Below are 25,515 nucleotides of genomic sequence, written 5' to 3' on the forward strand. Positions count from 1 at the left end.
AACCATGGCAAGATCATTAAAAAAAGGACCTTACGTTCACTATAAGTTAGAGAAGAAAGTGTTAGCTAACGTAGAAGCAGGTAGTAAGTCAGTTATCAAAACTTGGTCTAGAGCAAGTATGATTACCCCTGATTTCGTAGGACAAACAATTGCAGTTCACAACGGACGTCAGTTTGTACCAGTTTACGTTACTGAAAACATGGTAGGTCATAAATTAGGCGAATTTTCACCAACACGCTCGTTTAGAGGACACGCTGGTGCAAAAAATAAAGGTAAAAAATAGTAGGAAATTATGGGAAGTCGTAAACATAACATGGCAACACAGTTAAAAGAAGCTAGAAAGTCTAGAGCTTTTGCTAAATTAACTAATTGTCCTACATCACCAAGAAAAATGCGCTTGGTAGCAGATTTAGTAAGAGGAGTAGAAGTTGAAAAAGCTTTACAAATCTTAAAGTTCAGTTCAAAAGAAGCATCACGTAACTTAGAAAAGTTATTATTATCAGCTATTGCTAACTGGCAAGCTAAAAATGAAGATGCAAGTATCGAAGATGCTGGATTATACGTAAAATCAATTTGTGTTGATAGCGCAGGTATGTTAAAAAGGTTAAGACCAGCTCCACAAGGTCGTGCACATAGAATTCGTAAGCGTTCTAATCACGTAACTTTAGAGTTAGGAACTAAAAATAACAGTAATTAATCAAAGTAGAAATGGGACAAAAGACAAATCCAATAGGAAATCGTTTAGGAATTATCAGAGGATGGGAATCTAACTGGTATGGTGGAAATGACTACGGAGATAAGATTGCTGAAGATGATAAGATAAGAAAGTATTTATATGCTAGATTATCTAAAGCAAGTGTATCAAGAGTTATTATTGAGCGTACTTTAAAGCTTGTAACCGTTACTATCACTACTGCACGTCCAGGTATCATTATTGGTAAAGGAGGTCAAGAGGTAGACAAGTTAAAAGAAGAGCTTAAGAAAATTACTGGTAAAGAAGTTCAAATTAATATTTTCGAAATTAAACGTCCAGAATTAGATGCAAAATTAGTTGCAGCTAGTGTTGCTCGTCAAATCGAAAACAGAATTTCTTACAAGCGAGCTACTAAAATGGCAATCGCAGCTGCAATGAGAATGAATGCAGAAGGAATTAAAGTGCAATTATCAGGTCGTTTAAATGGAGCTGAAATGGCACGTTCTGAGCATTACAAAGAAGGAAGAATTCCTCTTTCTACCTTTAGAGCAGATATCGATTATGCACTTGTTGAAGCACATACTACATACGGAAGAATCGGTGTGAAAGTATGGATTATGAAAGGTGAGGTTTATGGAAAACGTGAATTATCTCCATTAGTTGGACTATCTAAGCAAAAAGGTAGTGGAAACAAAGGTGGTGGTAAACGTCAACCTCGCAGAAGAAAATAATTTTTAAAAGAAATTAACAATGTTACAGCCAAAAAGAGTAAAATACCGTAAGGTACAGAAGGCGAAAGGAAATATGAAAGGTAACTCTGGTAGAGGTACTGAACTTTCTAACGGAATGTTTGGTATCAAATCATTAGACCAGAACTTACTTACCTCTCGTCAAATTGAGGCAGCTCGTATTGCGGCAACTCGTTATATGAAAAGAGAGGGGCAACTTTGGATTAAAATTTTCCCAGATAAACCTATCACTAAGAAACCATTAGAGGTACGTATGGGTAAAGGTAAAGGTGCACCTGACCATTTTGTAGCAGTTGTAAAACCAGGTAGAATTTTGTTTGAAATTGGTGGAGTACCAATGGAAGTAGCAAAAGAAGCTTTACGTTTAGCAGCGCAAAAACTTCCTGTAAAAACGAAGTTTGTAATAGCAAGAGATTTTGATTATAACGCTTAATTCTATTAGATCATGAAACAATCAGAAATTAAAGAATTATCAACAGCTGACTTACAAGAAAAGCTAGGGGCGTTGAAGAAAAATTATACTGATCTTAAGATGGCTCACGCCATAACTCCATTGGAAAATCCATTAGAGTTACGTAGCTTAAGAAAAACTGTAGCAAGAATTGCTACAGAGTTAACTAAAAGAGAATTACAATAATTCTAGTCAGTTTTAAAGATGGAAAAAAGAAATCTTAGAAAAGAGAGAATCGGTGTAGTATCTAGTAACAAGATGGAGAAATCTATCGTTGTAAACGAGGTAAAAAGAGTAAAGCACCCAATGTACGGAAAGTTCGTATTAAAGACTAAGAAGTACGTTGCACATGACGAGAATAACGATTGCAACGAAGGAGATACTGTAAGGATCATGGAAACACGTCCTATGAGTAAATCTAAGCGTTGGAGATTAGTAGAAATCCTAGAAAGAGCTAAATAATATGTTACAGACAGAATCAAGATTAAAAGTCGCAGATAACACTGGAGCAAAAGAAGTTTTAGTGATTAGAGTTTTAGGAGGAACAAAAAAGCGTTACGCTAGCGTTGGAGATAAAATCGTAGTATCAGTAAAAGCTGCAACTCCAAACGGAACTGTAAAGAAAGGTCAAGTATCTCGTGCAGTTGTTGTTCGTACTAAGAAAGAAGTTAGACGTAAAGACGGATCATATATCAGATTTGATGATAATGCTTGTGTACTTTTAAATCCTACTGAGGAAATGAGAGGAACACGTGTATTCGGACCTGTGGCTCGTGAATTACGTGAGAAACAATTTATGAAAATAGTATCATTAGCACCTGAGGTGTTATAAAATCAGATTTTAAAATGAAAAAATTTAAAATTAAATCAGGAGATACTGTTAAAGTTATAGCAGGAGATCACAAAGGATCTGAAGGGAAAGTTTTACAAATTCTTAAAGATAAGGATAGAGTAGTAGTAGAAGGTGTAAATATGGTGTCTAAACACACTAAACCAAGTGCTGCAAATCCACAAGGAGGAATTGTAAAGAAAGAAGCTCCATTACATATATCAAATGTTGCCTTAATCGAAAATGGTGAAACAGTAAGAGTAGGGTATGACTTAGATAAGGAAAGTGGAAAGAAAGTTAGAGTTTCAAGAAAATCAGATAAAGCAATATAACAATGAGTTACGTACCAAGATTAAAAGAAGAGTACAAGAGCAGAGTTATCAAAGCTCTTACTGATGAATTTGGTTATAGCAATGTAATGCAAGTACCTAAATTACAAAAAATCGTTGTAAGTAAAGGTGTTGGTGCAGCTATAGCAGATAAGAAATTAATAGAATATGCTATTGACGAGTTAACAACGATTACAGGTCAAAAAGCAGTATCTACAATCTCTAAAAAAGACGTTGCAAACTTCAAATTACGTAAAGGAATGCCAATTGGTGCAAAAGTTACGTTAAGAGGAGATAAAATGTACGAATTTTTAGATAGGTTAGTTACAGCTTCTTTACCACGTGTAAGAGACTTTAACGGAATCAAGGCAAATGGTTTTGATGGTAGAGGTAATTACAACTTAGGAGTTACTGAACAAATCATCTACCCAGAGATTAATATTGATCAAGTGAAAAAAATTAGTGGTATGGATATTACTTTCGTAACATCTGCAAATACTGATAAAGAAGCTAAATCATTATTAGGAGAATTAGGATTACCATTTAAAAAGAATTAATAAGATGGCTAAAGAATCAATGAAGGCGCGTGAGCGCAAAAGAGCTAAAATGGTTGCTAAGTATGCTGAAAAGAGAAAGGCTTTAAAAGAAGCTGGAGACTATGAAGCATTACAAAAGTTACCAAAAAACGCATCACCAATTAGAATGCACAATCGTTGTAAACTAACTGGACGTCCAAAAGGATATATGCGTCAGTTCGGAATTTCACGTGTTACTTTCCGTGAAATGGCTAACCAAGGATTAATTCCAGGAGTAAAGAAAGCAAGCTGGTAAAAAAGCTCTTTAGATACAAAAATAAAGGTGTACAACAATACAAAGTTGTACGCCTTTTTGTGCTTAATATAGAGTTGTAATAAGTAGTTTTTTTGAGTTTCATTTTAGATTAAACATACTAGCAAAAACGTAATATTTTGATACTAAAAATGATAATCATCAAAAAGGTTTGATTTTCAAAAAGTTTATGTATATTTGCACACTGTTTTTGTGAGGTAAATTATGCCTTGTAAGTAGATACTTATAATAGTATAATGCCTACGAGATTTTACCTTGAAAAGCGAAAAATAAATATTAACTGGTTTCAGGTTTAGTAACTGTACTTTGTCAAGTAAAATAGAGTCGCTAAAAACCAAAACCACAATTTAATTAACTATGTATACAGATCCAATCGCGGATTTTCTTACTCGTGTGAGAAATGCTATTGCAGCAAATCACAGAGTAGTTGAAGTTCCTGCTTCAAAGTTGAAGAAGGAAATGACGAAAATTTTGTTCGATCAAGGTTACATTTTAAGTTATCAGTTCAATGAAGATAAAGTTCAAGGAACTATTAAAATAGCTTTAAAATACGATCGTGATACGAAAGAGTCAGTAATCAGAAAGATTCAAAGAATTTCAACACCAGGTTTACGTAGATACGTTGGCGCTAAAGAAATGCCAAGAGTATTAAACGGATTAGGTATTGCTATTGTTTCTACATCAAGAGGTGTAATGACAAACAAAAAAGCAAGACTAGAGAACGTAGGTGGAGAAGTATTATGTTACGTTTACTAAAAAAACATTTTGTAAGATGAGTAGAATAGGAAAAAATCCAATCGCATTGCCACAAGGTGTTGAAGTAAAAGTAGACGGAAATGTGGTAACAGTAAAAGGAAAATTAGGAGAGTTAACTCAAGAAATTAAATCTGGAATTACTGTGAAAGTTGAAGATGGTACAGTCACTTTAGAAAGACCATCAGAAAGTAAAGATCATAGAGCTGCACATGGTTTATATCGTGCTTTAATCAATAATATGGTTGAAGGTGTAAGCAAAGGTTTTACTAAAGAATTAGAGTTAGTAGGTGTTGGTTATAGAGCATCTAACCAAGGACAAAAGTTAGATTTAGCCTTAGGTTTCTCTCACAACATTGTTTTAAATTTAGCTCCAGAAGTTAAGGTTGAAACTGTATCTGAAAAAGGTAAGAATCCAATTGTAAAATTAACTTCGCATGACAAACAATTAGTTGGTCAAGTTGCAGCAAAAATTCGTTCATTCCGTAGGCCAGAGCCTTACAAAGGAAAAGGAGTTAAGTTTGTAGGAGAAGTATTAAGAAGAAAAGCAGGTAAATCTGCATAATAAATAAGAGAAATTATTATGGCATTATCAAAGCTTGAAAGAAGACAACGAATTAAGTATAGAATTAGAAAGATTGTTACAGGTACAACTGAAAAACCAAGGTTATCAGTTTTTAGAAGTAACAAAGAAATCTATGCTCAGTTAATCGATGACGTTGCTGGTGTAACATTAGCATCTGCATCATCAAGAGATAAAGAAATTACATCTAGCTCTAAAGCAGAAGCGGCTACAGCTGTAGGGAAAGCAATTGCTGAAAAAGCTGTTAAAGCTGGCGTAGATACTGTTGCTTTCGACCGTAACGGATATTTATACCACGGTAGAGTTAAAGTATTAGCAGACGCTGCAAGAGAAGCTGGTTTAAAATTTTAAGAAATTATATTATGTTAGGATATAAAAACGTAGAAAGAGTAAAACCAAGCGGATTAGAGCTTGTAGATAAATTAGTAGGTGTACAACGTGTTACCAAAGTAACTAAAGGAGGTAGAGCATTTGGTTTCTCTGCAATCGTAGTAGTAGGAGACGGTAACGGAGTTGTAGGTCATGGATTAGGAAAGTCTAAAGATGTTTCTTCTGCAATTGCAAAAGCAGTAGAAGACGCAAAGAAAAATTTAGTACGTATCCCTATTTTAGAAGGAACATTACCACACGAGCAAAAAGGTAAATTTGGTGGGGCGAAAGTATTCGTCAAGCCTGCTTCACACGGTACCGGGGTTATTGCTGGTGGTGCTGTACGTTTAGTATTAGAAGCTGTTGGTATTAAAGATGTATTATCAAAATCTCAAGGGTCATCAAATCCTCATAACGTAGTAAAAGCAACTTTTGATGCTTTATTACAATTACGTAGTGCAGCAACTATTGCTAAGCAAAGAGGTATATCTTTAGAGAAAGTTTTTAACGGTTAAAATTTAAGACGATGAGTAAAATTAGAGTTACACAAGTAAAAAGTCAAATCGGTCGCCTTAAAAATCAAAAAAGAACGTTAGAGGCGTTAGGTTTACGTAAAATGAACCAAACTGTAGAGCATGATGCATCAGCTACAATTTTGGGTATGGTAAGTAAAGTTTCACACTTAGTTTCTGTTGAAGAAATTAAATAAGACAATATAAAGATGAGTTTACACAACTTAAAACCAGCAGCAGGATCTACAAAAAGCGGTAAAAGAATCGCTCGTGGAGAAGGTTCTGGTCACGGAGGTACCTCTACAAGAGGACATAAAGGAGCTAAATCTCGTTCTGGTTATTCTCGTAAAATAGGATTTGAAGGAGGGCAAATGCCACTTCAAAGACGTGTGCCTAAATTTGGTTTCACTAACATTAATCGTAAAGAGTATGTTGGTGTAAATTTAGACAAGTTACAATCATTAGTAGATAACGGAAAGATAACAGATACAGTTAGTTTAGATGTTTTAGTAGAAAACAGATTAGCTCGTAAAAACGACTTAGTAAAAATATTAGGTGGTGGAGAGTTAAAAGCTAAATTAAATATAACTGTACATAAATTTACAGCATCAGCTAAAGCTGCTATTGAAGCAGCAGGAGGTGAAGCAGTAACATTATAAGAATTGTAAATGATGAATTTTATAAATACTTTAAAAGACATTTGGAAGATTGAAGAGTTAAAAGAGAAATTACTTTTAACCTTAGGTTTAATCGCTGTTTACCGTTTTATGGCAGCAGTTCCATTACCAGGAATTGATCCTACTCAGTTATCAGCATTAAAAGACAGTACTGACAGTGGACTTTTAGGTTTATTAAACGCATTTACAGGAGGGGCATTTGCTAGAGCGTCAGTAATGGCACTTGGTATAATGCCTTATATTTCTGCATCAATTGTAGTTCAGTTAATGGGTATTGCGGTACCATATTTACAAAAACTACAAAAAGATGGAGAAAGTGGACGTAAGAAGATTACGCAAATAACAAGATGGCTTACTATTGCTATTACATTATTTCAAGCACCAACCTATATTGGAGTAATTCAAAATCAAATGGGTTTACCGCAAGAAGCATTTTTAGTAACAGGAGCAACATTTTGGATATCATCTATCATTCTTTTAAGTGCAGGAACAATTTTTGCAATGTGGTTAGGAGAGCGTATTACTGATAAAGGAGTTGGTAATGGAATATCATTATTAATTACCGTTGGTATTATCGCAAACTTCCCAGCAGCATTTATACAAGAGTTAGTTTCTAAGCAAACTGCAGGTGCTGGAGGAATTATGATGATTTTAATCGAATTAATAGTTTGGTTTGTAGTAATCTTGTTAACCGTATTATTAGTTACAGCAGTACGTAAAGTAGCCGTTCAATACGCACGTCGTACAGCAGTTACAAACATTAAAGATGTTGATGGCGCAAGACAGTACATTCCATTAAAATTGAATGCAGCTGGAGTAATGCCAATTATTTTTGCACAAGCTATTATGTTTTTACCAATAGCACTAGGGCAAAAGTACCCAGCATTAAACAGTTTAACTGATATTAACGGTTTATGGTATAACGTTATATTTGCATTATTAATTATTGTCTTTAGTTACTTCTACACTGCTATTACTATTCCAACGAATAAAATGGCAGAAGACTTAAAAAGAAGTAATGGTTTTGTTCCTGGATATAAACCAGGTGAAGAAACTGCTAACTTTTTAGATTCAGTATTGTCGAGAATCACATTACCAGGGTCTATATTTTTAGCAGCTTTATCTATTTTACCAGCAATCATTGTAAAGTTTGGAGTTACTCAAAACTGGGCAATGTTTTATGGAGGAACATCATTAATCATTATGGTAGGAGTTGCAATAGACACGATACAGCAAATAAACTCGTATTTATTAAACAGTCGTTATGATGGTTTAATGAAAACAGGTAACAGTAACAGAAAATCATTAAAATAATATGGCTAAGCAACCAGCAATTCAACAAGACGGAACAATTACTGAAGCATTATCAAATGCTATGTTTCGAGTAGAATTAGAAAACGGACATATTGTTACGGCTCACATTTCAGGAAAAATGCGTATGCATTACATTAAATTATTACCTGGTGATAAAGTGAAGTTAGAAATGAGTCCGTATGATTTATCAAAGGCAAGAATTACTTACAGATATTAAAAACACACACTGATGAAAGTAAGAGCATCAATTAAGAAAAGAAGTGCCGACTGCAAAATTGTACGCAGAAAAGGCAGATTATATGTAATTAACAAAAAGAATCCTAGATTTAAACAAAGACAAGGGTAGTTATGGCAAGAATCGCAGGTATAGATATTCCAAAGAATAAAAGAGGTGTTATCGCTTTAACTTACATCTTTGGTATAGGAAAAAGTAGAGCTAAAGAAGTTTTAGCTGCTGCTAATATAGATGAGAGTATCAAAGTTCAAGATTGGACTGATGATCAAATTGCAGCAATTCGTGAGCAAGTAGGAGCTTTCACTATTGAAGGTGAGTTACGTTCTGAAGTTCAATTAAGCATTAAGCGTTTAATGGACATCGGATGTCAAAGAGGTATTCGTCACAGACTTGGTTTACCATTAAGAGGTCAAAGAACGAAGAATAACTCTCGTACTAGAAAAGGTAAGAGAAAAACTGTAGCTAACAAGAAAAAATAATCACTGATTATTTTTTACTAATAGTAAAGAATCATGGCAAAGTCGAAAGTAACAAAAAAACGTAAAGTTGTAATAGAATCAGTTGGTGAAGCTCACGTAACTGCATCGTTCAACAATATTATTATTTCTTTAACAAACAAAAAAGGTGACGTTATTTCTTGGTCATCTGCAGGTAAAATGGGTTTCAGAGGTTCTAAAAAGAACACTCCTTACGCAGCTCAGTTAGCGGCAGAAGATTGTGCTAACGTTGCTAAAGAAGCAGGTTTACGTAAAGTAAAGGTGTATGTTAAAGGACCAGGTAACGGTAGAGAATCTGCAATCAGATCTATCCACAATACAGGTATCGAAGTAACAGAAATTATTGATGTTACTCCAATTCCTCACAATGGATGTCGTCCACCAAAAAGACGTAGAGTATAAGTTGAATTAATTTCAACTTATATTTTATTTGAGTGTACAGTTGTACACGAAAATTAAATATTTTAACACAGTAGGATATAAAGATTATCGAAGGAGTAAGCCTTAATTCATAATCCCTACTAAACTAATTAGAAATGGCAAGATATACAGGACCAAAAACTAAAATTGCTCGTAAGTTTGGCGAAGCAATTTTCGGAGACGATAAGAACTTCGAAAAAAGAAATTACCCTCCAGGACAACATGGAGTAGGTAAAAGAAGAGGTAAGAAATCTGAATATGCGATCCAATTAATGGAGAAGCAAAAAGCTAAATATACTTATGGTATTTTAGAGCGTCAGTTTCGTAACTTATTCAAAAAAGCATCAGCTTCTCAAGGAGTAACAGGTGAAATTTTATTACAATTATGTGAATCACGTTTAGATAACGTAGTATACCGTTTAGGTGTTGCTAATTCACGTAGAGCTGCACGTCAGTTAGTATCTCACCGTCACATTACTGTAAATGGAGAGATTGTTAACATTCCATCTTATAGTTTAAGAGAAGGAGATGTAATTGCTGTAAGAGAAAAATCTAAGTCGTTAGAAGCTATTGAAAATGCTTTAGCAGCTAATAGTAATGTTTACGAATGGTTAACTTGGAATGCTGATCTTAAATCTGGAACATTTGTAAAAGTACCAGAGAGATTACAAATTCCTGAGAATATCAAAGAGCAGTTAATCGTAGAATTATACTCTAAGTAATAAATTAATCATATTGGTGTTCAGCCAAAGGGTTTGTTCGTATTTCTTCACACTTATAAACCGCGCAACTGAATAACAATTAAAACGAAGAAAAAAATATGGCAATTTTAAATTTTCAAAAGCCTGATAAAGTAATAATGATTGAATCTACTGATTTTTCAGGAAGATTCGAATTCAGACCTCTTGAACCAGGTTTTGGATTAACAGTTGGTAACGCTTTAAGAAGAGTATTATTATCTTCTCTTGAAGGGTTTGCGATTACATCATTACGTGTTGACGGTGTTGATCATGAGTTTTCAACAATTCAAGGTGTTGTAGAAGATGTTACTGAAATTATCTTAAACTTAAAGCAAGTACGTTTTAAGAAACAGATTGAAGAATCTGATAGAGAAACAGTTTCTATAGCAATATCAGGACAAGAGCAATTAACGGCTGGTGATTTACAAAAGTTTATCTCAGGTTTTCAAGTACTAAATCCAGATTTAGTAATTTGTAACATGGATAAATCAGTAACGTTAAATGCTGAAATTACCATTGAAAAAGGTAGAGGTTTCGTACCAGCAGAAGAAAATAAAAGAGCTGGTGCTCCTTTAGGAACAATTTTTACAGATTCTATTTACACTCCTATAAAGAATGTAAAGTATGCTGTTGAAAATTTCCGTGTAGAACAAAAGACCGATTACGAAAAATTAGTTTTCGATATCGATACTGATGGGTCTATCAATCCTAAAGATGCCTTAACTGAAGCAGCTAAGATTTTAATTCACCACTTTATGTTATTCTCTGATGAGCGTATTACTTTAGAGGCAGATGAAATCGCACAAACTGAAACATATGATGAAGAATCATTACATATGCGTCAGTTATTAAAGACGAAATTAGTTGATATGGATTTATCAGTTCGTGCTTTAAACTGTTTAAAAGCTGCAGAGGTAGATACTTTAGGAGACTTAGTATCATTTAACAAAAGCGATTTAATGAAGTTCAGAAACTTTGGTAAAAAATCATTAACTGAATTAGATGAGTTAGTGGCTAACAAAGGTTTAAATTTCGGAATGGATTTAAGCAAATACAAATTAGATAAAGATTAACCTTTCATATTTTGCTCCCCTAAACTAGGGTTAGTAGCAAGATGAAAGCTAAAACCAAATGTCATGAGACACGGAAAGAAATTTAATCATTTAGGAAGAAAAACAGCGCACAGAAAAGCGATGTTATCTAACATGGCTTGTTCTTTAATCGAGCACAAGCGTATCAATACTACAGAAGCAAAAGCGAAAGCTTTACGTAAGTTTGTTGAGCCTTTAATTACAAAATCAAAGACAGATACAACCCACAACCGTCGTGTAGTATTTAGTTACTTAAGAAGTAAAGAAGCTGTTACAGAATTATTCAAAGAAATTTCTGTAAAAGTTGCAGACAGACCAGGAGGATATGTACGTATTATCAAATTAGGAAACCGTCAAGGAGATAATGCTCCTATGGCAATGGTAGAATTAGTTGATTACAACGAGTTATACAATCCAAAAGGAAACAAAGCTAAAAAGAATACTCGTCGTAGCCGTCGTGGTGGAGCGAAGAAAGCTGAAACAGCTGCTGTTGAAACTCAAACTTCACAAGAAGAAGAATAAAAATGAAAATTTTTATAAATTATATCAAAGGGATAAACATTTAATGTTTGTCCCTTTTTTTATATATTTTTGCAAACAAATTACACAACACACTAAATGAAATATCAAACACGTAAAAAAGCATTAGTTCTATTAGCAGACGGAACTATTTTCTACGGGAAATCTATTGGAATAGAAGGAACCGCAACAGGAGAAATTTGTTTTAATACAGGTATGACTGGATACCAAGAGATTTTTACAGATCCTTCTTACTTTGGACAATTAATGGTAACTACCAACGCACATATTGGTAATTATGGAGTTAATAATGAAGAAGTAGAGTCAGAAGGAATTAAAATTTCAGGATTAATTTGTCGTAACTTCAGTTTTACACACTCTCGTGTAGATTCTGATGGAAACTTATTTGACTGGTTCGAGAAGCATAATTTAGTAGCCATTTCAGATGTTGATACACGTGCGTTAGTATCGTATATTAGAGATAATGGAGCCATGAATGCTATCATTTCTACAGAAGTAGATAAAATTGACGAATTAAAAAAGCAATTAGCTGATACTCCTAACATGGAAGGATTAGAATTAGCTTCAAAGGTATCAACCAAAGAACCTTATTTTGTTGGTGATGAAAATGCCTCAATTAAAATATCAGCATTAGATATTGGTATTAAGAAAAACATTTTAAGAAATTTAGCAAAAAGAGGTGCTTATATTAAAGTATACCCATACAACGCAAGTTTTGAACAAATGAGTGAATTTAATCCAGATGGGTATTTTATTTCTAACGGACCTGGAGATCCGGAACCATTAGAAGAAGCTCAAAATACAGCAAAAGAAATCATTGAGAAAGATTTACCATTATTTGGAATCTGTTTAGGACACCAAGTAATTGCGTTAGCAAACGGAATTTCTACTTACAAAATGCACAATGGTCATAGAGGAATTAATCATCCTGTAAAGAATTTGCTTACAGGAAAAGGAGAGATTACTTCTCAAAACCATGGTTTTGCAATCAATCGTGAAGAAACTGAAGCGCATCCAGATGTAGAAATTACACATGTACATTTAAACGATAATACAGTAGCAGGTATCAGAATGAAATCTAAAAATGTATTTTCTGTTCAGTATCACCCAGAAGCAAGCCCTGGTCCACACGATGCAGAATACTTATTTGACGAGTTTATCGAAAACATCAAAAAAGTAAAAGCTTAAATAAATAAAAATATAGAGATTCTCGTGGACTAAAATTCACGGGAATATATAATTAAAATAAATTACAGATCACTCTTAGCATTGTTCAAGAGTAAAAAATAAACACTATGAGTATTATAATCAACATTCACGCACGTCAAATTTTTGATTCAAGGGGTAATCCAACAGTAGAAGTAGATGTAACTACTGAAAACGGAATCATAGGTAGAGCAGCAGTACCATCAGGAGCCTCTACAGGAGAACATGAAGCTGTTGAGTTACGCGATGAGGGAAATGATTATATGGGTAAAGGAGTGTTAAAAGCAGTTGAAAATGTAAACACTGCTATAGCGCAAGAATTATTAGGAGTATCAGTTTTTGAGCAAAACATGATTGATCAACTAATGATTGATTTAGATGGAACCTCAAACAAATCAAAACTAGGAGCCAATGCTATTTTGGGAGTTTCTTTAGCAGCAGCGAAAGCAGCAGCAAATGAGTTAGGTTTACCGTTATATCGTTATGTAGGTGGGGTATCAGCAAACACGTTACCAGTACCAATGATGAATATTATAAACGGAGGTTCACATTCAGATGCACCAATCGCATTCCAAGAGTTTATGGTTATGCCAATTAAAGCTCAAAACTTTAGTGAAGCAATGCAAGTAGGTTCTGAAATCTTTCATAATTTAAAGAAAGTATTACATGACCGTAATTTATCTACAGCTGTGGGTGATGAAGGAGGTTTCGCACCAACATTAGAAGGAACTGAAGATGCCATTGAAACTATTGCTTTAGCAACTAAAAATGCTGGATATAACTTCGGAGACGAAGTTATGATAGCATTAGATTGTGCTTCCGCTGAATTTTATGTAGATGGTAAATACGATTATACTAAATTTGAAGGAGCAAAAGGTAAAGTTCGTACTAGCCAAGAGCAAGCAGATTACTTAGCAGAGTTATGCGAAAAATACCCTATTATTTCTATTGAAGACGGAATGGACGAAAATGATTGGGATGGATGGAAATACTTAACTGAAAAAGTAGGAGATAAAGTTCAATTAGTAGGCGACGATTTATTTGTAACAAATGTTGAGCGTTTATCAAGAGGCATAGAAAACGGTATTGCCAATTCAATTTTAATAAAGGTAAACCAAATTGGTACATTAACAGAAACAATTGCAGCCGTGAATATGGCGCATAATGCTGGATACACTTCTGTAATGAGCCACCGTTCAGGAGAAACTGAAGATAATACCATTGCAGATTTAGCTGTAGCATTAAATACAGGCCAAATCAAAACAGGTTCGGCTTCTCGTTCAGATCGTATGGCTAAATACAATCAATTATTACGTATTGAAGAGGAATTAGCGGATGTAGCTTATTATCCACAAAAAAAAGCGTTTAAAATAAAATAATTTATTTTAATGTAGTCTTTAAAGCTCGTACATATATGTGCGAGCTTTTTTAGTTATTACTATTTTTTTTAAAAGTAGGGTAATGTCTTTTTATTCTGTTATTTAATTATAAAAATTAACTATGAAAAGAACAATGCTATTTATCAGTAGCTTAATAACTTTGACATTATTTTCTCAAGAAAAACAAACTGAAAATATTTGGAGGCTTAATTTTTTAAACCCAGGTGTTGAATATGAAATGCCAACAGGTAATATATCTACTTTATCTATAGGAACTGGTGTTGGGTATAGTGTTAGTTATCCTCATACAGATGTTACCGACAATTCTGGATTTATTACGTCTTTTAACCCTTTTTTAGATGTACAACACAAGTGGTTTTATAATTTTGATAAGCGTAAAACCAAAGGGTTGAATACTACCAATAATTCAGGGAATTTTGTGTCTGCACGATTTTTAACAAGAGGAGAATCATTGTTTGGAAATTCCAACGGTACCGATGGTTTAGATTTTGCTGTAGGACCAACCTGAGGAATTCAACGTTAAATATGGTTAAAATTTCCATTTATTATTTGATATGGGACCTATTTATTATTTTGATGTTAATGGTAACGGTTATTATTTTTCATTAATGGTACAATTGAATTTAGGGTTTGATTTATAGAAATATGAAATACTTATACATATTACTTGTTGCTATTGTAATTACATCTTGCAATTCGGTAAAATATACTCATTCTGGAGATGTAAATTCACGATTAGATTTCAGAAAAGGAAAGTGGTTGTTAAATGATGTTACCTCTTTTAAAAACACTAGAAAAGATGGTTTAACTGAAATGGCAAATGAACGATTTTCTGAGCTTATAGGTAATAGACTTTTGGTAGTTAGCAACATGAAAGGAATATTAATTCCCAGTAATATTTCAGCTAGTCTTGATAAATCTATTTTAAAAGATATAAAAAACGGCACAGGTTATGATTACTTTATTGATATTAGAACTAAAAATATAGCCAATGAAGTTGATATTTTAGGAACAGGCAGTTCTCAAACTGATCCTTCAAAAAACATTGGTGAGGTAACACTTAGTATCTACGATTTAAACATGTTTAAAATATTATACAGTCAAACAGTAGTTGGTAAATTAGTTGTTTCTGAAAGAGATAATGATTATGCACTTTCTAAAAATTCAAACCTCATTATTCATAGTGCTTTGAAAAGAATTATGAAGAAGATCAAGAAAAATCAAATTAAGGCTAAGTAGTATACAATAAACAAAGGCTGTCTTAACATATAAGACAGCCTTTGAAATCAAATTCAATTCGTTTATTTTAGTTGATTATATTTTAATTTAAGTTTAAGAATTCTTCTTCAGAAATTTCTCCTGAAGCAATTTTTTGTAACTCTTCTAGGTGCGCTACAATATACTCGTGTTGACTTTGTTCGATAGTAGCAGGCTTAACCAATTCTAATTTTAATCTACCACCTTTTACATAATAGTCATAGTAGTAAAAAAAGTTTGCATCAAAGTTTCTGTTAGAATAAGTTCCGTTATCTCCTAACAAATACCCCAATCTAAAAGCAGACCTTCTTTGTGCAGCTGTACCATGAGAACTTCCATTTGGCCCAGCTAATGTTTGTGAGAAGTTGTAAGCACCCGCTGCAGTATTCCAATTACTGGTATAAGTTCTACGGATAAAATATCCTCCAAATCCATCGGCTTCTAATTCAGTAGCACTAACATGGTTACCACTTGGAATGGTATTGTCTCTAAACTGTACTTGATGTGCCATCTCATGAGCTGCAACGTAAGCAATGGCAACATTACCATAATTTAAAGCACTTGCAAGCAATTCTTCTCCCCATACTACGTAACCATTAGAATAAGAAAGAGCATTGAAAGTTCCATCCCCACCTGCTAAGTATAAAGGGACATTACCCATTCCAAAAAAACTTGCAGCTTCGTTGTGTTCAGTCTTTAAAAAATTAGTAGTAGATTGGTTAACTATATATTCAGCCCAATAAGAGTTTGGACCAAAACCATCAACAGTGTAGCACTCAGCGTTGTTAATTTCTAACATACTTGGAGAGTTAATACCCATGGGTGCGCTGTCGTTTGTTAAATTATTTTCTTCTTGGGTACATTGTACAGTAAGAAAGGATATGCATAATAATGCAATAATAAATTTAAAATTTTTCATTGTGAAAGGGTTTTATGAATTGAATTAATTTTTCCTAAAAATATATGTTTATTAATAATTAATAAAATAACAACAAAAAATTAACATTTTTTTTAATAATGTTATTTAATATGTAGAGTATGAAGAAATATCCATTTTGTATTTTAATCTTTTTATCAATGAAAAATTCATATACCTAAAAGAACAACGAGAACTATCATATTAAAATGAGTTTGTAAGGATTGAAAAAAATAAAATAATTTAGATAAAACTAATTTTGTAAGGAAAATTCACATCACCTTTTTCTATATAAAATATTGTATCACAGGTAAGAGTGGCTTTAGTATTTTGAAGTTTATTTTAAATAAAATGAACTGATTTTTTTATATTAAAAATCTATCTATTCGCTCTTTTAAAATAATCCAAAAAATGGTATCTTCGCAATTCACTTCAATCATAAAAAATTATAGTTAAAAAATGTCAGATATAGCAAAAATACAAATTGGCGAAAATACGTACGAGTTTCCTTTAGTAAAAGGAACAGAAAATGAAACTGCAATTGATATTAAAGCCTTAAGAGGAGCCACGGGTGGAGTTATAACCATTGACCCAGGATACAAGAATACAGGTTCATGCCAAAGTGCTATAACATTTTTAAACGGTGAAGAAGGAGTTTTAAGATATCGTGGATACTCAATTGAAGAATTAGCAGAAAAAGCAGATTTCTTAGAAGTAGCTTATGCGTTAATTTTTGGAGAATTACCAACTAAAGAGCAACTAGATAAATTTTATGGTGATATCCTAGATGAAGCTATTGTAGATGATGATATCAAAAAAATTATTGATGCTTTTCCAAAGAATGCACATCCGATGGGAGTGTTATCATCGTTAACATCTGCTTTAACAGCTTTTAACCCATCTTCTGTAAATGTTGATTCAGAAGAAGATATGTATAAAGCTATTGTTAAAATAATGGGGAAATTCCCTGTATTAGTAGCTTGGACTTTACGTAAGAAACAAGGATTACCACTAAACTATGGATCTCGTAAGTTAGGTTATGTTGAAAACATCTTAACGATGATGTTTCAAAAACCAAACGATGAGTATGAGTTAAATCCAATTGTTAAAGATGCATTAGACAAATTATTAATTTTACATGCAGATCATGAGCAGAACTGTTCTACATCTACAGTACGTATCGTAGGATCATCACATGCAGGATTATTTGCATCGTTATCAGCAGGTATTTCAGCTTTATGGGGACCTTTACATGGAGGAGCAAACCAAGCAGTACTTGAAATGTTAGAAGCAATTAAAGAAGATGGAGGAGATACTAAAAAGTACATGGCAAAGGCCAAAGATAAAAACGATCCTTTCCGTTTAATGGGGTTCGGACACCGTGTGTATAAAAACTTTGATCCAAGAGCGAAAATTATTAAAAAAGCTGCTGACGAAGTACTAAATAACTTAGGAGTTGAAGATCCAATCTTAGATATAGCAAAAGGATTAGAACATGAAGCATTAAATGATCCATATTTTGTAGAAAGAAAATTATATCCAAATGTAGATTTCTATTCAGGAATTATTTATAGAGCTATGGGAATTCCTGTAGAAATGTTTACAGTTATGTTTGCTTTAGGGCGTTTGCCAGGATGGATAGCACAATGGAGAGAAATGCGTTTAAACAAAGAGCCTATAGGTCGTCCACGCCAAGTTTATGTTGGAGAGAACTCAAGGAAGTTTGTAGAATTAGACAAGAGATAAAATAGATTAAAAGTGTCATTTAAAATAATTAAATGACATTTTTTTATTTAAAATAACTGATGATGAAAGAAATTAAAATTATCAAAAATAGATCAGATATTGGGGCAGGGACTCGTGGTTCTGATATGGGGGTAGATGCAATTGAAATTGCAGCTATAAATCAAAAAAGTAATTACTTTGACTCGTATGATTTTGAAGATGTAATTACAGAAAATGAATCTATTTACAATAAAGTAAATAACTCATTTGCTAAACGAATTGATAGCGTCTTTAATCAGTGTAAACGTTTAAGTAATCATGTAAAAGTAAATTTACAAGAAGGGAAGTTTCCAATTGTATTGTCAGGAGACCACTCTTCAGCATTAGGAACAATTAGTGGTGTAAAAGCAGCAAACCCAACTAAAAGAGTTGGAGTAGTTTGGATTGATGCCCATGGAGACTTGCATTCACCTTATACATCACCATCTGGGAATATTCATGGAATGCCTTTGTCAGCTGCTATTTCAGATGACAACTTAGATTGTCAAATTAATGATGTAGATAGAGAAACATCAGAGTTGTGGGAGCGAATGAAAAATATAGGAACTCCTGGACAAAAAGTTTTACCAGAAGATATTGTATTCTTTGGAGTTCGTGACACAGAAGAACCTGAGGATAAACAAATGGAAAAACATGGTATTAAAAACTATATGGTAGCAGAAGTTCGTTACCGTGGATTAGATGTTTGTGTGAATGAAGCTTTGGAAAAACTTTCTAACTGTGATGTGATTTATGTGTCGTTTGATGTAGATTCAATGGATTGTGACATGATTTCTTATGGAACAGGTACTCCAGTACCTAAGGGATTTGATCAATACGAAATCATCAATCTTATAAACGGATTATTAGCAAGTAAAAAAGTAGCTTGTTTAGAGTTTGTAGAGGTAAACCCGTTATTAGATTTAAGAGGTAATAAAATGGCCGAAACCGCTTTTGAGGTGCTTGAAGAAGTAACAAAAAAAGTAAAGAGTTTATAAAAAACATACAAGAAGTATCTTGAAAGAAAGCGGGCTTTTTAAAGCCCGCTTTCTTTTTTTGAATAAAAAACGTTAACGAAAAAGAATATACTTAATTGTTTTTGTTTATATAATGAACAAAAGTTGCTTTAATAGTAAAATCACTAAAGAAACCTTCAATACTTAAAGTACCTTCTTGAAACCCTGGATTTAATGAAATATTTACTTTGGCTTTAATAGGTTTAGGTGCATTAGGTCTTATAGTGATAGTTCCGATAGAATTTGCTTGGATGCTTGTATATCCCGTACTACCATTAAAGTTACCTGTACCAGTGAATTTAAGATTGGTATACGATCCCAATCCCCATAGCGTATTAATCTCTATTTCTCCAACTGCAACTTCCTTGTCAGAGTTGTTACCAGAAAGAGTTAATTCTAAAGTGCCAAATGGTCCGTTGATGGAATACGGGTTTTGAAAAGCATATTTAGCTATAATTCCAACTTCTCCAGAAGCTAATTTTTCTAACTCTTGATTTGACTTAACGTGAGTTTTTTCTATTGTAGTTGCCATAATTTTTAGTTTTTAATTATAAACGGATAATTCCAATAATTCTAGGTTTACCATTAATAGGTTTATAAATTTCTACAATAGCTTCCCAAACTACTTCAGCAGGAGGCATAGAGGCGGTACATTTAAAACGATAGTTAACTCCGTTAACTATTTGGGTAGATACAGCAAAAGGAGTATAGTCAACCCCTAATGGTTTTGGAGTTTCATTCCAAATAACTTTGTCTTCAGAGGTTAAATCTCTGTAAGGAGACCATCCTCCAACTAAGTTTTCAGTGTTTTGTTGTAAAGTTTCAGTTTTCATAATAAATAAGGTTAGTTTTACCTACTCGTAAGGCTTTTCAGTTTACCGCCTTCTGTTATTAACTCAACAGAAAGAGTCGTTTTTTTAAGAGGGGCTTCTCCACTTAGGTATATAAATTTCATAAAATAAAATGATAGTAATGGATTTAATGATTTGTATGTTAGTGATTTAGGTATAAGTGTCAGAAAATGAGGTAGAAAAAGTAAATAAGAAAAAAATAAACATTTATATTTGTCGAGTAAACTTTAGGAGTAGCTAGTTCACTAGTTTGAGAAACATCCTTAGAACCTGATATGGTTAACACCAGCGTAGGGAAAAGTTGTAGTATTGTATGCTAGTATATAAGGTTAATTATAACCATGTTATACTTCTTCTTCTATAGTTTACTTTGAAAAATGTTAATACAATGACAATAAGAGTAAACGAATCTTTAAGAGAGTTTTCAAGTACGTTAACGTTACAAGAACTAATAAATGAGCTACAGGTTCAAGCGAACGGTATTGCTGTTGCTGTTAACGAGAATGTAATAAAAAAAGAAAATTGGAATTCATATAAACTTAGAGGAAATGATAATGTGTTAATTATTAAATCTACACAAGGAGGATAATTCGAACAATTAACAAACAACAGTATACAAACTAATAGCCTTAAAAAAATGAAAAAAAAGGACACAGCACCTAAAAAAAGTGGTATTACAAGACATCCATTTCCTAATTCAAAAAAAATATACGTTCAAGGAAAGGTTTATCCAGAGATAAACGTAGCAATGCGTGAAATCGAATTAAGTGACACGGTGGATTCGATGACAAAAAAAAGAACTCCTAACGAACCCGTAACAGTGTACGACACTTCAGGGCCTTATACTGATCCAACTAAAGAAATTAATATTCATAACGGGTTGGAACGTATTCGTGAACAATGGATTTTAGACAGAGGAGATGTAGAGGAGTTAACAGAATTTACTTCTGAATATTGTAACGAACGATTGAATGATAAAAGCTTAGACCATTTACGATTCAATTTAAAAAGTAAACCAAAGAGGGCTAAAAAGGGACATAATGTAACACAGCTACATTATGCTAAAAAAGGAATTATTACTCCAGAAATGGAATACATTGCCATTCGTGAAAATCAGCGAATAGATGAAATGACGCGTTTGTCAGAACAACATCTAGGACAAGATTTTGGAGCGAGTATTCCAGCAAAAATTACTCCAGAGTTTGTAAGGGAAGAAGTAGCTAGAGGTCGTGCAGTAATTCCTTCTAACATAAACCACCCAGAAGCCGAACCTATGATTTTAGGGCGTAATTTCTTAGTGAAAATCAACGCTAATATTGGTAATTCTGCAACGACGTCTTCAATAGAAGAAGAGGTTGAAAAAGCCGTTTGGGCATGTCGTTGGGGAGCAGATAATATAATGGATTTATCTACTGGGAAAAACATTCATGAAACGCGTGAGTGGATTATTCGTAACTCACCTGTACCTGTAGGAACCGTACCTATTTATCAAGCATTAGAAAAAGTAAATGGAGTTGCTGAAGATTTAACATGGGAAATCTTTAGAGACACTTTAATTGAGCAAGCTGAGCAAGGGGTAGATTATTTTACTATCCATGCAGGAGTTCGTCTACGTTATGTGCCTATGACGGCAAAACGTATTACAGGAATTGTATCTAGAGGAGGATCTATCATGGCAAAATGGTGTTTAGCACATCATAAAGAGAGCTTTTTATATACGCATTTTGAAGAGATTTGTGAAATTATGAAAGCCTATGATGTAGCTTTTTCATTAGGAGATGGTCTACGTCCAGGTTCTATTGCAGATGCAAATGACGAAGCACAATTTGCAGAATTAGAAACCTTGGGAGAGTTAACAAAAATAGCTCGTAAGCATGAAGTACAATGTTTTATTGAAGGTCCAGGTCACGTACCAATGCACATGATTAAAGCGAATATGGATAAACAATTAGAGGCTTGTGATGAAGCACCTTTTTATACCTTAGGGCCTTTAACAACTGATATTGCTCCGGGATACGATCATATTACTTCAGGTATTGGAGCAGCGATGATTGGATGGTTTGGTTGTGCTATGTTGTGTTATGTTACACCAAAAGAACATTTAGGTTTACCAAATAAGGAAGATGTACGTACAGGAGTCGTTACTTATAAATTAGCAGCTCATGCAGCTGATTTAGCAAAAGGACACCCAGGAGCGCAACACAGAGATGACGCTTTAAGTAAAGCACGTTTTGAATTTCGTTGGGAAGATCAATTTAACTTAGGATTAGACCCAGAATTAGCAAGAGAGTATCACGATGAAACCTTACCTGCTGAAGGGGCTAAAATTGCACATTTTTGCTCTATGTGCGGACCAAAATTCTGTTCTATGAAAATTTCTCAAGAAGTGCGTGATTTTGCAGCAGAGAATAAAGTAGAAGGAGACGAAGTCTTTGCAAAAGGAATGGAGGAAAAATCTAAAGAATTTAAAGATAAAGGTTCAGAAGTATATCTATAAATAAATTATATGATTGTTTTAATCGCACCAGAAAAAGATGTTCCGAATGAAATTGACATGCTGAATCAATTATTTGAAGAAGGGTTGGAATGTTATCATTTTAGAAAACCTGATAAGAATTACAAAGACCATGTAGCTTATTTGAATCAGGTAGATGAAAAATACCATGATAGAATAATCACGCATTATTTTCATGAATTGATTAATGAATTCAATTTAAAAGGCATTCACTTTCAAGAACAAAAAAGAAGAGATGCTTTAGAAAACGGAAGTGAATATTTTATTGGGTTGAATATGTTAGGAAAAACAATGAGTAGTTCTTTTCACGAACCCGAAGAATTAGCAAATTGTGATATTGAATTTGATTATCATTTATTAAGCCCTGTTTTCTCTTCTATTTCAAAGAAAGGTTATGAAGGAAGAGGTTTTGATGTAAATCATATAGATAAAACGATTATAGGAATGGGAGGAATCAATACCGACACAATTCAAAAGACAGTAGCATTAGGTTTTCAAGGAATAGGTGTTTTAGGGGGCGTATGGAATGCAGAAAATCCTGTTGAAAGTTTTAAAAATATTAAACGTCATTATGAAGAACGTACGATGAAATAAACTTTTAGTCAAAGGAAAAAAGTATATAAAAAAACATGAAACAAAAATCGTATATATTAACCGTAGCTGGTCTTGACCCGTCAAGTGGAGCAGGAATCACCTCAGACATCAAAACATTTGAGGCACATGATTTGTACGGATTATCGGTATGTACTGCGGTTACTGTTCAAAATGATGTTGATTTTAAGGAGTGTATTTGGATTGATAGAGAAACAATTATCAATCAAATAACAATACTTTTTGAACGCTTTAATATTTCTGTAGTCAAAATAGGAATTATTCAATCTTGGGAAGTATTATTAGAGGTTGTTCAAGTGTTAAAAAGTTGTAACCCTACAATAAAAATTGTGCTAGATCCAATATTAAAAGCGAGTGCTGGATTTGATTTTCATTCCAAAGAAAACTTAAAAGTATTTGAAAAAGTATTGCTGAATTGTGACTTTATAACTCCAAATTATGATGAAATAAAAACTTTATTTCCTGAAAAAACAATCGAAGAAACCATTGAGTTTATCTCAAAAAGGACCAATACCTATTTAAAAGGAGGTCATAGAGAAGAAAAAAAAGGAAGGGATGAAGTATACCATAGCAAAATAGTGCAACTAAATATCCCACCGATTACAGGTTCGGTTTTTGAAAAACACGGAAGTGGTTGTGTGTTGTCTTCAGCTTTAGCTTCAAATATAGCAAATCAACTTCCTTTAGAAGATGCTTGTAAAAATGCCAAGTATTATACAGAACAATTTTTGAATTCTAATGATTCCTTATTAGGAACCCATAATTACAAACAAAATGATAAGTAAATTACATTATATAACGCAAGGGAAAACTTCCGAAGAACATTTAGAAAATATTCAAAGAGCTTGTGCTTCAGGAGCGGAATGGGTACAACTTAGATTGAAGAATCTGGATCCGAAAACAATTTTAGAAACAGCACAAAAAGCGAGAGAAATTACAAGTCATTTTCAAACACGATTAATTATAAACGACTATTACAAAGTAGCCAAAGAAGTAAATGCAGATGGCGTTCATTTAGGAAAAAAGGATATATGTCCGTTAACAGCCCGTGAGTATTTAGGTAAATGGTATGCTATTGGAGGAACAGCTAATACTTTAGAAGATTGTAAAAAACTACTAGAAAAAAAAGTAGATTATATCGGTTTAGGACCTTTTCAATTTACAGAAACAAAAAAGAATTTGAGTCCTGTTTTGGGAATTAAAGGTTATAAAACACTACTTGAAAAATTGCAAACCGAAACTCCTATAATAGCTGTTGGTGGAATTACTTTAGAAGATGTTTCTGATATTATTAACACTGGGATATATGGTGTTGCCGTTTCAGAAGCCGTTACTCAAAATTTCAATTTGATACCGACTTTTCATAAAATTTTAAACGCACCGAGTACCAACGAACAAGTGTATAAATTAGGTGATAACAACTAGTGAAAATGAATACAAAATTAACGATAGCAGATAAAATATTTACCTCTCGATTATTTACAGGAACAGGAAAGTTTAGTTCATCAGAATTAATGAGAGATGCTTTATTCGAAAGTGAAAGTGAATTAATAACGGTGGCATTAAAAAGAGTAGATGTGCAGAATGAAGAAGATGATATTTTAACACATTTAAATCATTCTCGAATTAATTTATTACCCAATACATCAGGAGTTAGAACAGCAAAAGAAGCCATTTTTGCTGCGGAGTTATCCAGAGAAGCATTAGAAACAAATTGGGTGAAATTAGAAATACATCCAGATCCAAGATATTTATTGCCAGATCCTATAGAAACATTAAAAGCGGCTGAAGAATTAGTGAAAAAGGGATTTATAGTGATGCCTTATATTCATGCTGACCCTGTATTATGTAAACGATTAGAAGAAGTAGGAACTCAGTGTGTAATGCCGTTAGGAGCACCAATAGGGAGTAACAAAGGACTAAAAACTTTAGAGTTTTTAGAAATTATTATAGAGCAATCTAATGTGCCAGTAGTAGTAGATGCCGGAATAGGTTCTCCTTCGCACGCAGCACATGCGATGGAACTAGGTGCCGATGCAGTGTTGGTAAATACTGCGATAGCAGTTTCACAAAATCCAGTAGCAATGGCAAGAGCATTTAAAATGGCAGTTGAAGCAGGAAGAATGGCCTATGAAGCAAAACTAGCTCCTATAAGAAAACAAGCAGAAGCAAGTAGTCCGTTAACCAGTTTTTTAAGTTAGATTAAACTGTGTCATAATTAAGTCTAGCGATGAAATCCACCGAAAGAAACGTTAAAAATGAAAAGCTGTTTGAGCGCAGCGAGTTCTTTTCATTTAGTTTCGAGGATGTGATTTTTATCAGCTAAGAGTTAATAAAGCTAGATTT

The 25,515-nt window shown here is 33.4% G+C and carries 39 protein-coding genes and 1 riboswitch; of the genes, 36 read left to right on the top strand and 3 right to left on the bottom strand.

Going from position 1 to position 25,515, the window contains the following annotated elements; translation table 11 throughout:
* The first annotated feature begins 4 nt into the window (after positions 1–4).
* From rpsS to C7448_RS05925, 28 genes are all read left to right on the top strand, one after another.
* Positions 5–283 (top strand): 30S ribosomal protein S19, encoded by a 279-nt coding sequence (gene rpsS / locus C7448_RS05790; protein WP_028890729.1) that lies wholly within the window; start codon positions 5–7, stop codon positions 281–283.
* A 9-nt stretch (positions 284–292) separates the two neighbouring features.
* On the top strand, positions 293–697 hold the full coding sequence (gene rplV / locus C7448_RS05795) for a 50S ribosomal protein L22 (RefSeq protein ID WP_115900428.1): 405 nt from the start codon (positions 293–295) through the stop codon (positions 695–697).
* A gap of 11 nt (positions 698–708) precedes the next feature.
* Complete coding sequence (gene rpsC / locus C7448_RS05800) at positions 709–1,425, top strand: 30S ribosomal protein S3 (RefSeq protein WP_115900429.1); 717 nt, start codon at positions 709–711, stop codon at positions 1,423–1,425.
* A 19-nt stretch (positions 1,426–1,444) separates the two neighbouring features.
* Entirely contained in the window at positions 1,445–1,876 is a 432-nt protein-coding gene (gene rplP / locus C7448_RS05805; protein WP_115900430.1) for a 50S ribosomal protein L16, read from the top strand.
* A 12-nt stretch (positions 1,877–1,888) separates the two neighbouring features.
* The gene (rpmC, locus tag C7448_RS05810) at positions 1,889–2,080 is read left to right on the top strand and encodes a 50S ribosomal protein L29 (RefSeq protein WP_028890733.1); all 192 of its coding nucleotides are present in this window, start codon (positions 1,889–1,891) and stop codon (positions 2,078–2,080) included.
* Between the two features lie 18 nt (positions 2,081–2,098).
* On the top strand, positions 2,099–2,356 hold the full coding sequence (gene rpsQ, locus C7448_RS05815) for a 30S ribosomal protein S17 (protein ID WP_099215304.1): 258 nt from the start codon (positions 2,099–2,101) through the stop codon (positions 2,354–2,356).
* Position 2,357: 1 nt separating this feature from the next.
* On the top strand, positions 2,358–2,726 hold the full coding sequence (rplN, locus tag C7448_RS05820; protein WP_115900431.1) for a 50S ribosomal protein L14: 369 nt from the start codon (positions 2,358–2,360) through the stop codon (positions 2,724–2,726).
* A gap of 14 nt (positions 2,727–2,740) precedes the next feature.
* Positions 2,741–3,055, top strand: a complete 315-nt coding sequence (rplX, locus tag C7448_RS05825) for a 50S ribosomal protein L24 (RefSeq protein ID WP_115900432.1) — start codon at positions 2,741–2,743, stop codon at positions 3,053–3,055.
* A 2-nt stretch (positions 3,056–3,057) separates the two neighbouring features.
* Positions 3,058–3,609, top strand: a complete 552-nt coding sequence (gene rplE, locus C7448_RS05830; RefSeq protein WP_115900433.1) for a 50S ribosomal protein L5 — start codon at positions 3,058–3,060, stop codon at positions 3,607–3,609.
* Between the two features lie 4 nt (positions 3,610–3,613).
* Positions 3,614–3,883, top strand: coding sequence for a 30S ribosomal protein S14 (gene rpsN, locus C7448_RS05835; RefSeq protein WP_028890738.1), 270 nt, complete (start codon positions 3,614–3,616; stop codon positions 3,881–3,883).
* A 375-nt stretch (positions 3,884–4,258) separates the two neighbouring features.
* Positions 4,259–4,657: a 30S ribosomal protein S8 gene (rpsH, locus tag C7448_RS05840; protein WP_115900434.1), complete on the top strand. Its 399-nt coding sequence runs from the start codon at positions 4,259–4,261 to the stop codon at positions 4,655–4,657.
* 16 nt (positions 4,658–4,673) lie between these two features.
* Positions 4,674–5,219, top strand: coding sequence for a 50S ribosomal protein L6 (gene rplF, locus C7448_RS05845; protein ID WP_115900435.1), 546 nt, complete (start codon positions 4,674–4,676; stop codon positions 5,217–5,219).
* An 18-nt stretch (positions 5,220–5,237) separates the two neighbouring features.
* Complete coding sequence (rplR, locus tag C7448_RS05850; protein WP_115900436.1) at positions 5,238–5,588, top strand: 50S ribosomal protein L18; 351 nt, start codon at positions 5,238–5,240, stop codon at positions 5,586–5,588.
* An 8-nt stretch (positions 5,589–5,596) separates the two neighbouring features.
* Complete coding sequence (rpsE, locus tag C7448_RS05855; RefSeq protein WP_115900437.1) at positions 5,597–6,121, top strand: 30S ribosomal protein S5; 525 nt, start codon at positions 5,597–5,599, stop codon at positions 6,119–6,121.
* A gap of 11 nt (positions 6,122–6,132) precedes the next feature.
* Positions 6,133–6,315, top strand: coding sequence for a 50S ribosomal protein L30 (gene rpmD / locus C7448_RS05860; protein WP_115900438.1), 183 nt, complete (start codon positions 6,133–6,135; stop codon positions 6,313–6,315).
* Between the two features lie 12 nt (positions 6,316–6,327).
* Positions 6,328–6,777 (top strand): 50S ribosomal protein L15, encoded by a 450-nt coding sequence (rplO, locus tag C7448_RS05865; RefSeq protein ID WP_115900439.1) that lies wholly within the window; start codon positions 6,328–6,330, stop codon positions 6,775–6,777.
* A gap of 12 nt (positions 6,778–6,789) precedes the next feature.
* Positions 6,790–8,109 carry a preprotein translocase subunit SecY gene (gene secY / locus C7448_RS05870; protein WP_115900440.1) on the top strand — a complete coding sequence of 440 codons (1,320 nt, stop codon included), beginning with the start codon at positions 6,790–6,792 and terminating at the stop codon, positions 8,107–8,109.
* A gap of 1 nt (position 8,110) precedes the next feature.
* Positions 8,111–8,326 (top strand): translation initiation factor IF-1, encoded by a 216-nt coding sequence (gene infA, locus C7448_RS05875; protein ID WP_024740627.1) that lies wholly within the window; start codon positions 8,111–8,113, stop codon positions 8,324–8,326.
* A gap of 12 nt (positions 8,327–8,338) precedes the next feature.
* Positions 8,339–8,455, top strand: a complete 117-nt coding sequence (gene ykgO, locus C7448_RS05880; protein WP_010519235.1) for a type B 50S ribosomal protein L36 — start codon at positions 8,339–8,341, stop codon at positions 8,453–8,455.
* Positions 8,456–8,457: 2 nt separating this feature from the next.
* On the top strand, positions 8,458–8,823 hold the full coding sequence (gene rpsM / locus C7448_RS05885) for a 30S ribosomal protein S13 (RefSeq protein ID WP_115900441.1): 366 nt from the start codon (positions 8,458–8,460) through the stop codon (positions 8,821–8,823).
* A 33-nt stretch (positions 8,824–8,856) separates the two neighbouring features.
* Positions 8,857–9,243, top strand: coding sequence for a 30S ribosomal protein S11 (rpsK, locus tag C7448_RS05890; RefSeq protein ID WP_115900442.1), 387 nt, complete (start codon positions 8,857–8,859; stop codon positions 9,241–9,243).
* 134 nt (positions 9,244–9,377) lie between these two features.
* Entirely contained in the window at positions 9,378–9,983 is a 606-nt protein-coding gene (rpsD, locus tag C7448_RS05895) for a 30S ribosomal protein S4 (protein WP_115900443.1), read from the top strand.
* A 98-nt stretch (positions 9,984–10,081) separates the two neighbouring features.
* A complete protein-coding gene (locus C7448_RS05900) occupies positions 10,082–11,074 on the top strand; it encodes a DNA-directed RNA polymerase subunit alpha (RefSeq protein WP_115900444.1) in 993 nt (330 codons plus the stop codon).
* A 63-nt stretch (positions 11,075–11,137) separates the two neighbouring features.
* Complete coding sequence (gene rplQ, locus C7448_RS05905) at positions 11,138–11,614, top strand: 50S ribosomal protein L17 (protein ID WP_115900445.1); 477 nt, start codon at positions 11,138–11,140, stop codon at positions 11,612–11,614.
* Positions 11,615–11,710: 96 nt separating this feature from the next.
* The gene (gene carA / locus C7448_RS05910; RefSeq protein ID WP_115900446.1) at positions 11,711–12,820 is read left to right on the top strand and encodes a glutamine-hydrolyzing carbamoyl-phosphate synthase small subunit; all 1,110 of its coding nucleotides are present in this window, start codon (positions 11,711–11,713) and stop codon (positions 12,818–12,820) included.
* Between the two features lie 107 nt (positions 12,821–12,927).
* On the top strand, positions 12,928–14,217 hold the full coding sequence (eno, locus tag C7448_RS05915; protein ID WP_115900447.1) for a phosphopyruvate hydratase: 1,290 nt from the start codon (positions 12,928–12,930) through the stop codon (positions 14,215–14,217).
* A 121-nt stretch (positions 14,218–14,338) separates the two neighbouring features.
* Entirely contained in the window at positions 14,339–14,746 is a 408-nt protein-coding gene (locus C7448_RS05920; protein WP_245939438.1) for a hypothetical protein, read from the top strand.
* A gap of 137 nt (positions 14,747–14,883) precedes the next feature.
* Entirely contained in the window at positions 14,884–15,477 is a 594-nt protein-coding gene (locus C7448_RS05925) for a hypothetical protein (RefSeq protein WP_147300502.1), read from the top strand.
* An 82-nt stretch (positions 15,478–15,559) separates the two neighbouring features.
* Here C7448_RS05925 and C7448_RS05930 read toward each other — a convergent pair whose 3' ends face one another.
* Positions 15,560–16,414, bottom strand: coding sequence for a neutral zinc metallopeptidase (locus tag C7448_RS05930; RefSeq protein WP_147300503.1), 855 nt, complete (start codon positions 16,412–16,414; stop codon positions 15,560–15,562).
* 456 nt (positions 16,415–16,870) lie between these two features.
* Between C7448_RS05930 and C7448_RS05935 the strand changes: the two genes are divergently transcribed.
* Positions 16,871–18,157 (top strand): citrate synthase, encoded by a 1,287-nt coding sequence (locus C7448_RS05935; protein ID WP_115900450.1) that lies wholly within the window; start codon positions 16,871–16,873, stop codon positions 18,155–18,157.
* 62 nt (positions 18,158–18,219) lie between these two features.
* Positions 18,220–19,173, top strand: a complete 954-nt coding sequence (locus tag C7448_RS05940; RefSeq protein ID WP_245939439.1) for an arginase — start codon at positions 18,220–18,222, stop codon at positions 19,171–19,173.
* 91 nt (positions 19,174–19,264) lie between these two features.
* On the opposite strand, the gene C7448_RS05945 is transcribed toward C7448_RS05940, so the two are convergent.
* Positions 19,265–19,723 (bottom strand): hypothetical protein, encoded by a 459-nt coding sequence (locus C7448_RS05945; protein WP_115900452.1) that lies wholly within the window; start codon positions 19,721–19,723, stop codon positions 19,265–19,267.
* Between the two features lie 16 nt (positions 19,724–19,739).
* Positions 19,740–20,024, bottom strand: a complete 285-nt coding sequence (locus C7448_RS05950; protein WP_115900453.1) for a hypothetical protein — start codon at positions 20,022–20,024, stop codon at positions 19,740–19,742.
* A gap of 237 nt (positions 20,025–20,261) precedes the next feature.
* A riboswitch (TPP riboswitch) is annotated at positions 20,262–20,356 on the top strand.
* Between the two features lie 74 nt (positions 20,357–20,430).
* Between C7448_RS05950 and thiS the strand changes: the two genes are divergently transcribed.
* From thiS to C7448_RS05980, 6 genes are read left to right on the top strand one after another with little or no spacing between them, the layout of a single operon-like run.
* A complete protein-coding gene (thiS, locus tag C7448_RS05955; protein ID WP_115900454.1) occupies positions 20,431–20,631 on the top strand; it encodes a sulfur carrier protein ThiS in 201 nt (66 codons plus the stop codon).
* Between the two features lie 48 nt (positions 20,632–20,679).
* Positions 20,680–22,539 carry a phosphomethylpyrimidine synthase ThiC gene (gene thiC, locus C7448_RS05960; protein WP_115900455.1) on the top strand — a complete coding sequence of 620 codons (1,860 nt, stop codon included), beginning with the start codon at positions 20,680–20,682 and terminating at the stop codon, positions 22,537–22,539.
* A gap of 9 nt (positions 22,540–22,548) precedes the next feature.
* The gene (locus C7448_RS05965) at positions 22,549–23,151 is read left to right on the top strand and encodes a thiamine phosphate synthase (RefSeq protein WP_115900456.1); all 603 of its coding nucleotides are present in this window, start codon (positions 22,549–22,551) and stop codon (positions 23,149–23,151) included.
* Between the two features lie 35 nt (positions 23,152–23,186).
* Complete coding sequence (locus C7448_RS05970; RefSeq protein WP_115900457.1) at positions 23,187–23,954, top strand: hydroxymethylpyrimidine/phosphomethylpyrimidine kinase; 768 nt, start codon at positions 23,187–23,189, stop codon at positions 23,952–23,954.
* Positions 23,944–24,594 carry a thiamine phosphate synthase gene (gene thiE, locus C7448_RS05975; RefSeq protein ID WP_115900458.1) on the top strand — a complete coding sequence of 217 codons (651 nt, stop codon included), beginning with the start codon at positions 23,944–23,946 and terminating at the stop codon, positions 24,592–24,594. The genes C7448_RS05970 and thiE overlap by 11 nt, the downstream gene beginning before the upstream one ends.
* Before the next feature lie 5 nt (positions 24,595–24,599).
* The gene (locus tag C7448_RS05980; protein ID WP_115900459.1) at positions 24,600–25,370 is read left to right on the top strand and encodes a thiazole synthase; all 771 of its coding nucleotides are present in this window, start codon (positions 24,600–24,602) and stop codon (positions 25,368–25,370) included.
* Positions 25,371–25,515 lie beyond the last annotated feature (145 nt).

The sequence above is a fragment of the Tenacibaculum gallaicum genome (assembly GCF_003387615.1).
Lineage (GTDB): Bacteria > Bacteroidota > Bacteroidia > Flavobacteriales > Flavobacteriaceae > Polaribacter > Polaribacter gallaicus.

What these genes read in the sequence shown, in the direction of transcription:
- ykgO (WP_010519235.1), top strand. Translation starts at nt 8,339, where the DNA reads ATGAAAGTAAGAGCATCAATTAAGAAAAGAAGTGCCGACTGCAAAATT.
- rplQ (WP_115900445.1), top strand. Translation starts at nt 11,138, where the DNA reads ATGAGACACGGAAAGAAATTTAATCATTTAGGAAGAAAAACAGCGCAC.
- C7448_RS05940 (WP_245939439.1), top strand. Translation starts at nt 18,220, where the DNA reads ATGAAAGAAATTAAAATTATCAAAAATAGATCAGATATTGGGGCAGGG.
- secY (WP_115900440.1), top strand. Translation starts at nt 6,790, where the DNA reads ATGAATTTTATAAATACTTTAAAAGACATTTGGAAGATTGAAGAGTTA.
- rpsQ (WP_099215304.1), top strand. Translation starts at nt 2,099, where the DNA reads ATGGAAAAAAGAAATCTTAGAAAAGAGAGAATCGGTGTAGTATCTAGT.
- C7448_RS05935 (WP_115900450.1), top strand. Translation starts at nt 16,871, where the DNA reads ATGTCAGATATAGCAAAAATACAAATTGGCGAAAATACGTACGAGTTT.
- infA (WP_024740627.1), top strand. Translation starts at nt 8,111, where the DNA reads ATGGCTAAGCAACCAGCAATTCAACAAGACGGAACAATTACTGAAGCA.
- rplX (WP_115900432.1), top strand. Translation starts at nt 2,741, where the DNA reads ATGAAAAAATTTAAAATTAAATCAGGAGATACTGTTAAAGTTATAGCA.
- rpsK (WP_115900442.1), top strand. Translation starts at nt 8,857, where the DNA reads ATGGCAAAGTCGAAAGTAACAAAAAAACGTAAAGTTGTAATAGAATCA.
- eno (WP_115900447.1), top strand. Translation starts at nt 12,928, where the DNA reads ATGAGTATTATAATCAACATTCACGCACGTCAAATTTTTGATTCAAGG.
- rpsN (WP_028890738.1), top strand. Translation starts at nt 3,614, where the DNA reads ATGGCTAAAGAATCAATGAAGGCGCGTGAGCGCAAAAGAGCTAAAATG.
- rpsS (WP_028890729.1), top strand. Translation starts at nt 5, where the DNA reads ATGGCAAGATCATTAAAAAAAGGACCTTACGTTCACTATAAGTTAGAG.
- rplO (WP_115900439.1), top strand. Translation starts at nt 6,328, where the DNA reads ATGAGTTTACACAACTTAAAACCAGCAGCAGGATCTACAAAAAGCGGT.
- thiE (WP_115900458.1), top strand. Translation starts at nt 23,944, where the DNA reads ATGATAAGTAAATTACATTATATAACGCAAGGGAAAACTTCCGAAGAA.
- thiS (WP_115900454.1), top strand. Translation starts at nt 20,431, where the DNA reads ATGACAATAAGAGTAAACGAATCTTTAAGAGAGTTTTCAAGTACGTTA.
- C7448_RS05945 (WP_115900452.1), bottom strand. Translation starts at nt 19,723, where the DNA reads ATGGCAACTACAATAGAAAAAACTCACGTTAAGTCAAATCAAGAGTTA.
- C7448_RS05900 (WP_115900444.1), top strand. Translation starts at nt 10,082, where the DNA reads ATGGCAATTTTAAATTTTCAAAAGCCTGATAAAGTAATAATGATTGAA.
- rpsD (WP_115900443.1), top strand. Translation starts at nt 9,378, where the DNA reads ATGGCAAGATATACAGGACCAAAAACTAAAATTGCTCGTAAGTTTGGC.
- rpsC (WP_115900429.1), top strand. Translation starts at nt 709, where the DNA reads ATGGGACAAAAGACAAATCCAATAGGAAATCGTTTAGGAATTATCAGA.
- rpsH (WP_115900434.1), top strand. Translation starts at nt 4,259, where the DNA reads ATGTATACAGATCCAATCGCGGATTTTCTTACTCGTGTGAGAAATGCT.
- thiC (WP_115900455.1), top strand. Translation starts at nt 20,680, where the DNA reads ATGAAAAAAAAGGACACAGCACCTAAAAAAAGTGGTATTACAAGACAT.
- rpsM (WP_115900441.1), top strand. Translation starts at nt 8,458, where the DNA reads ATGGCAAGAATCGCAGGTATAGATATTCCAAAGAATAAAAGAGGTGTT.
- rplE (WP_115900433.1), top strand. Translation starts at nt 3,058, where the DNA reads ATGAGTTACGTACCAAGATTAAAAGAAGAGTACAAGAGCAGAGTTATC.
- C7448_RS05980 (WP_115900459.1), top strand. Translation starts at nt 24,600, where the DNA reads ATGAATACAAAATTAACGATAGCAGATAAAATATTTACCTCTCGATTA.
- rpmD (WP_115900438.1), top strand. Translation starts at nt 6,133, where the DNA reads ATGAGTAAAATTAGAGTTACACAAGTAAAAAGTCAAATCGGTCGCCTT.
- C7448_RS05970 (WP_115900457.1), top strand. Translation starts at nt 23,187, where the DNA reads ATGAAACAAAAATCGTATATATTAACCGTAGCTGGTCTTGACCCGTCA.
- C7448_RS05965 (WP_115900456.1), top strand. Translation starts at nt 22,549, where the DNA reads ATGATTGTTTTAATCGCACCAGAAAAAGATGTTCCGAATGAAATTGAC.
- carA (WP_115900446.1), top strand. Translation starts at nt 11,711, where the DNA reads ATGAAATATCAAACACGTAAAAAAGCATTAGTTCTATTAGCAGACGGA.
- rplP (WP_115900430.1), top strand. Translation starts at nt 1,445, where the DNA reads ATGTTACAGCCAAAAAGAGTAAAATACCGTAAGGTACAGAAGGCGAAA.
- rpmC (WP_028890733.1), top strand. Translation starts at nt 1,889, where the DNA reads ATGAAACAATCAGAAATTAAAGAATTATCAACAGCTGACTTACAAGAA.
- rplF (WP_115900435.1), top strand. Translation starts at nt 4,674, where the DNA reads ATGAGTAGAATAGGAAAAAATCCAATCGCATTGCCACAAGGTGTTGAA.
- C7448_RS05950 (WP_115900453.1), bottom strand. Translation starts at nt 20,024, where the DNA reads ATGAAAACTGAAACTTTACAACAAAACACTGAAAACTTAGTTGGAGGA.
- rplR (WP_115900436.1), top strand. Translation starts at nt 5,238, where the DNA reads ATGGCATTATCAAAGCTTGAAAGAAGACAACGAATTAAGTATAGAATT.
- rplN (WP_115900431.1), top strand. Translation starts at nt 2,358, where the DNA reads ATGTTACAGACAGAATCAAGATTAAAAGTCGCAGATAACACTGGAGCA.
- C7448_RS05920 (WP_245939438.1), top strand. Translation starts at nt 14,339, where the DNA reads ATGAAAAGAACAATGCTATTTATCAGTAGCTTAATAACTTTGACATTA.
- C7448_RS05925 (WP_147300502.1), top strand. Translation starts at nt 14,884, where the DNA reads ATGAAATACTTATACATATTACTTGTTGCTATTGTAATTACATCTTGC.
- C7448_RS05930 (WP_147300503.1), bottom strand. Translation starts at nt 16,414, where the DNA reads ATGAAAAATTTTAAATTTATTATTGCATTATTATGCATATCCTTTCTT.
- rplV (WP_115900428.1), top strand. Translation starts at nt 293, where the DNA reads ATGGGAAGTCGTAAACATAACATGGCAACACAGTTAAAAGAAGCTAGA.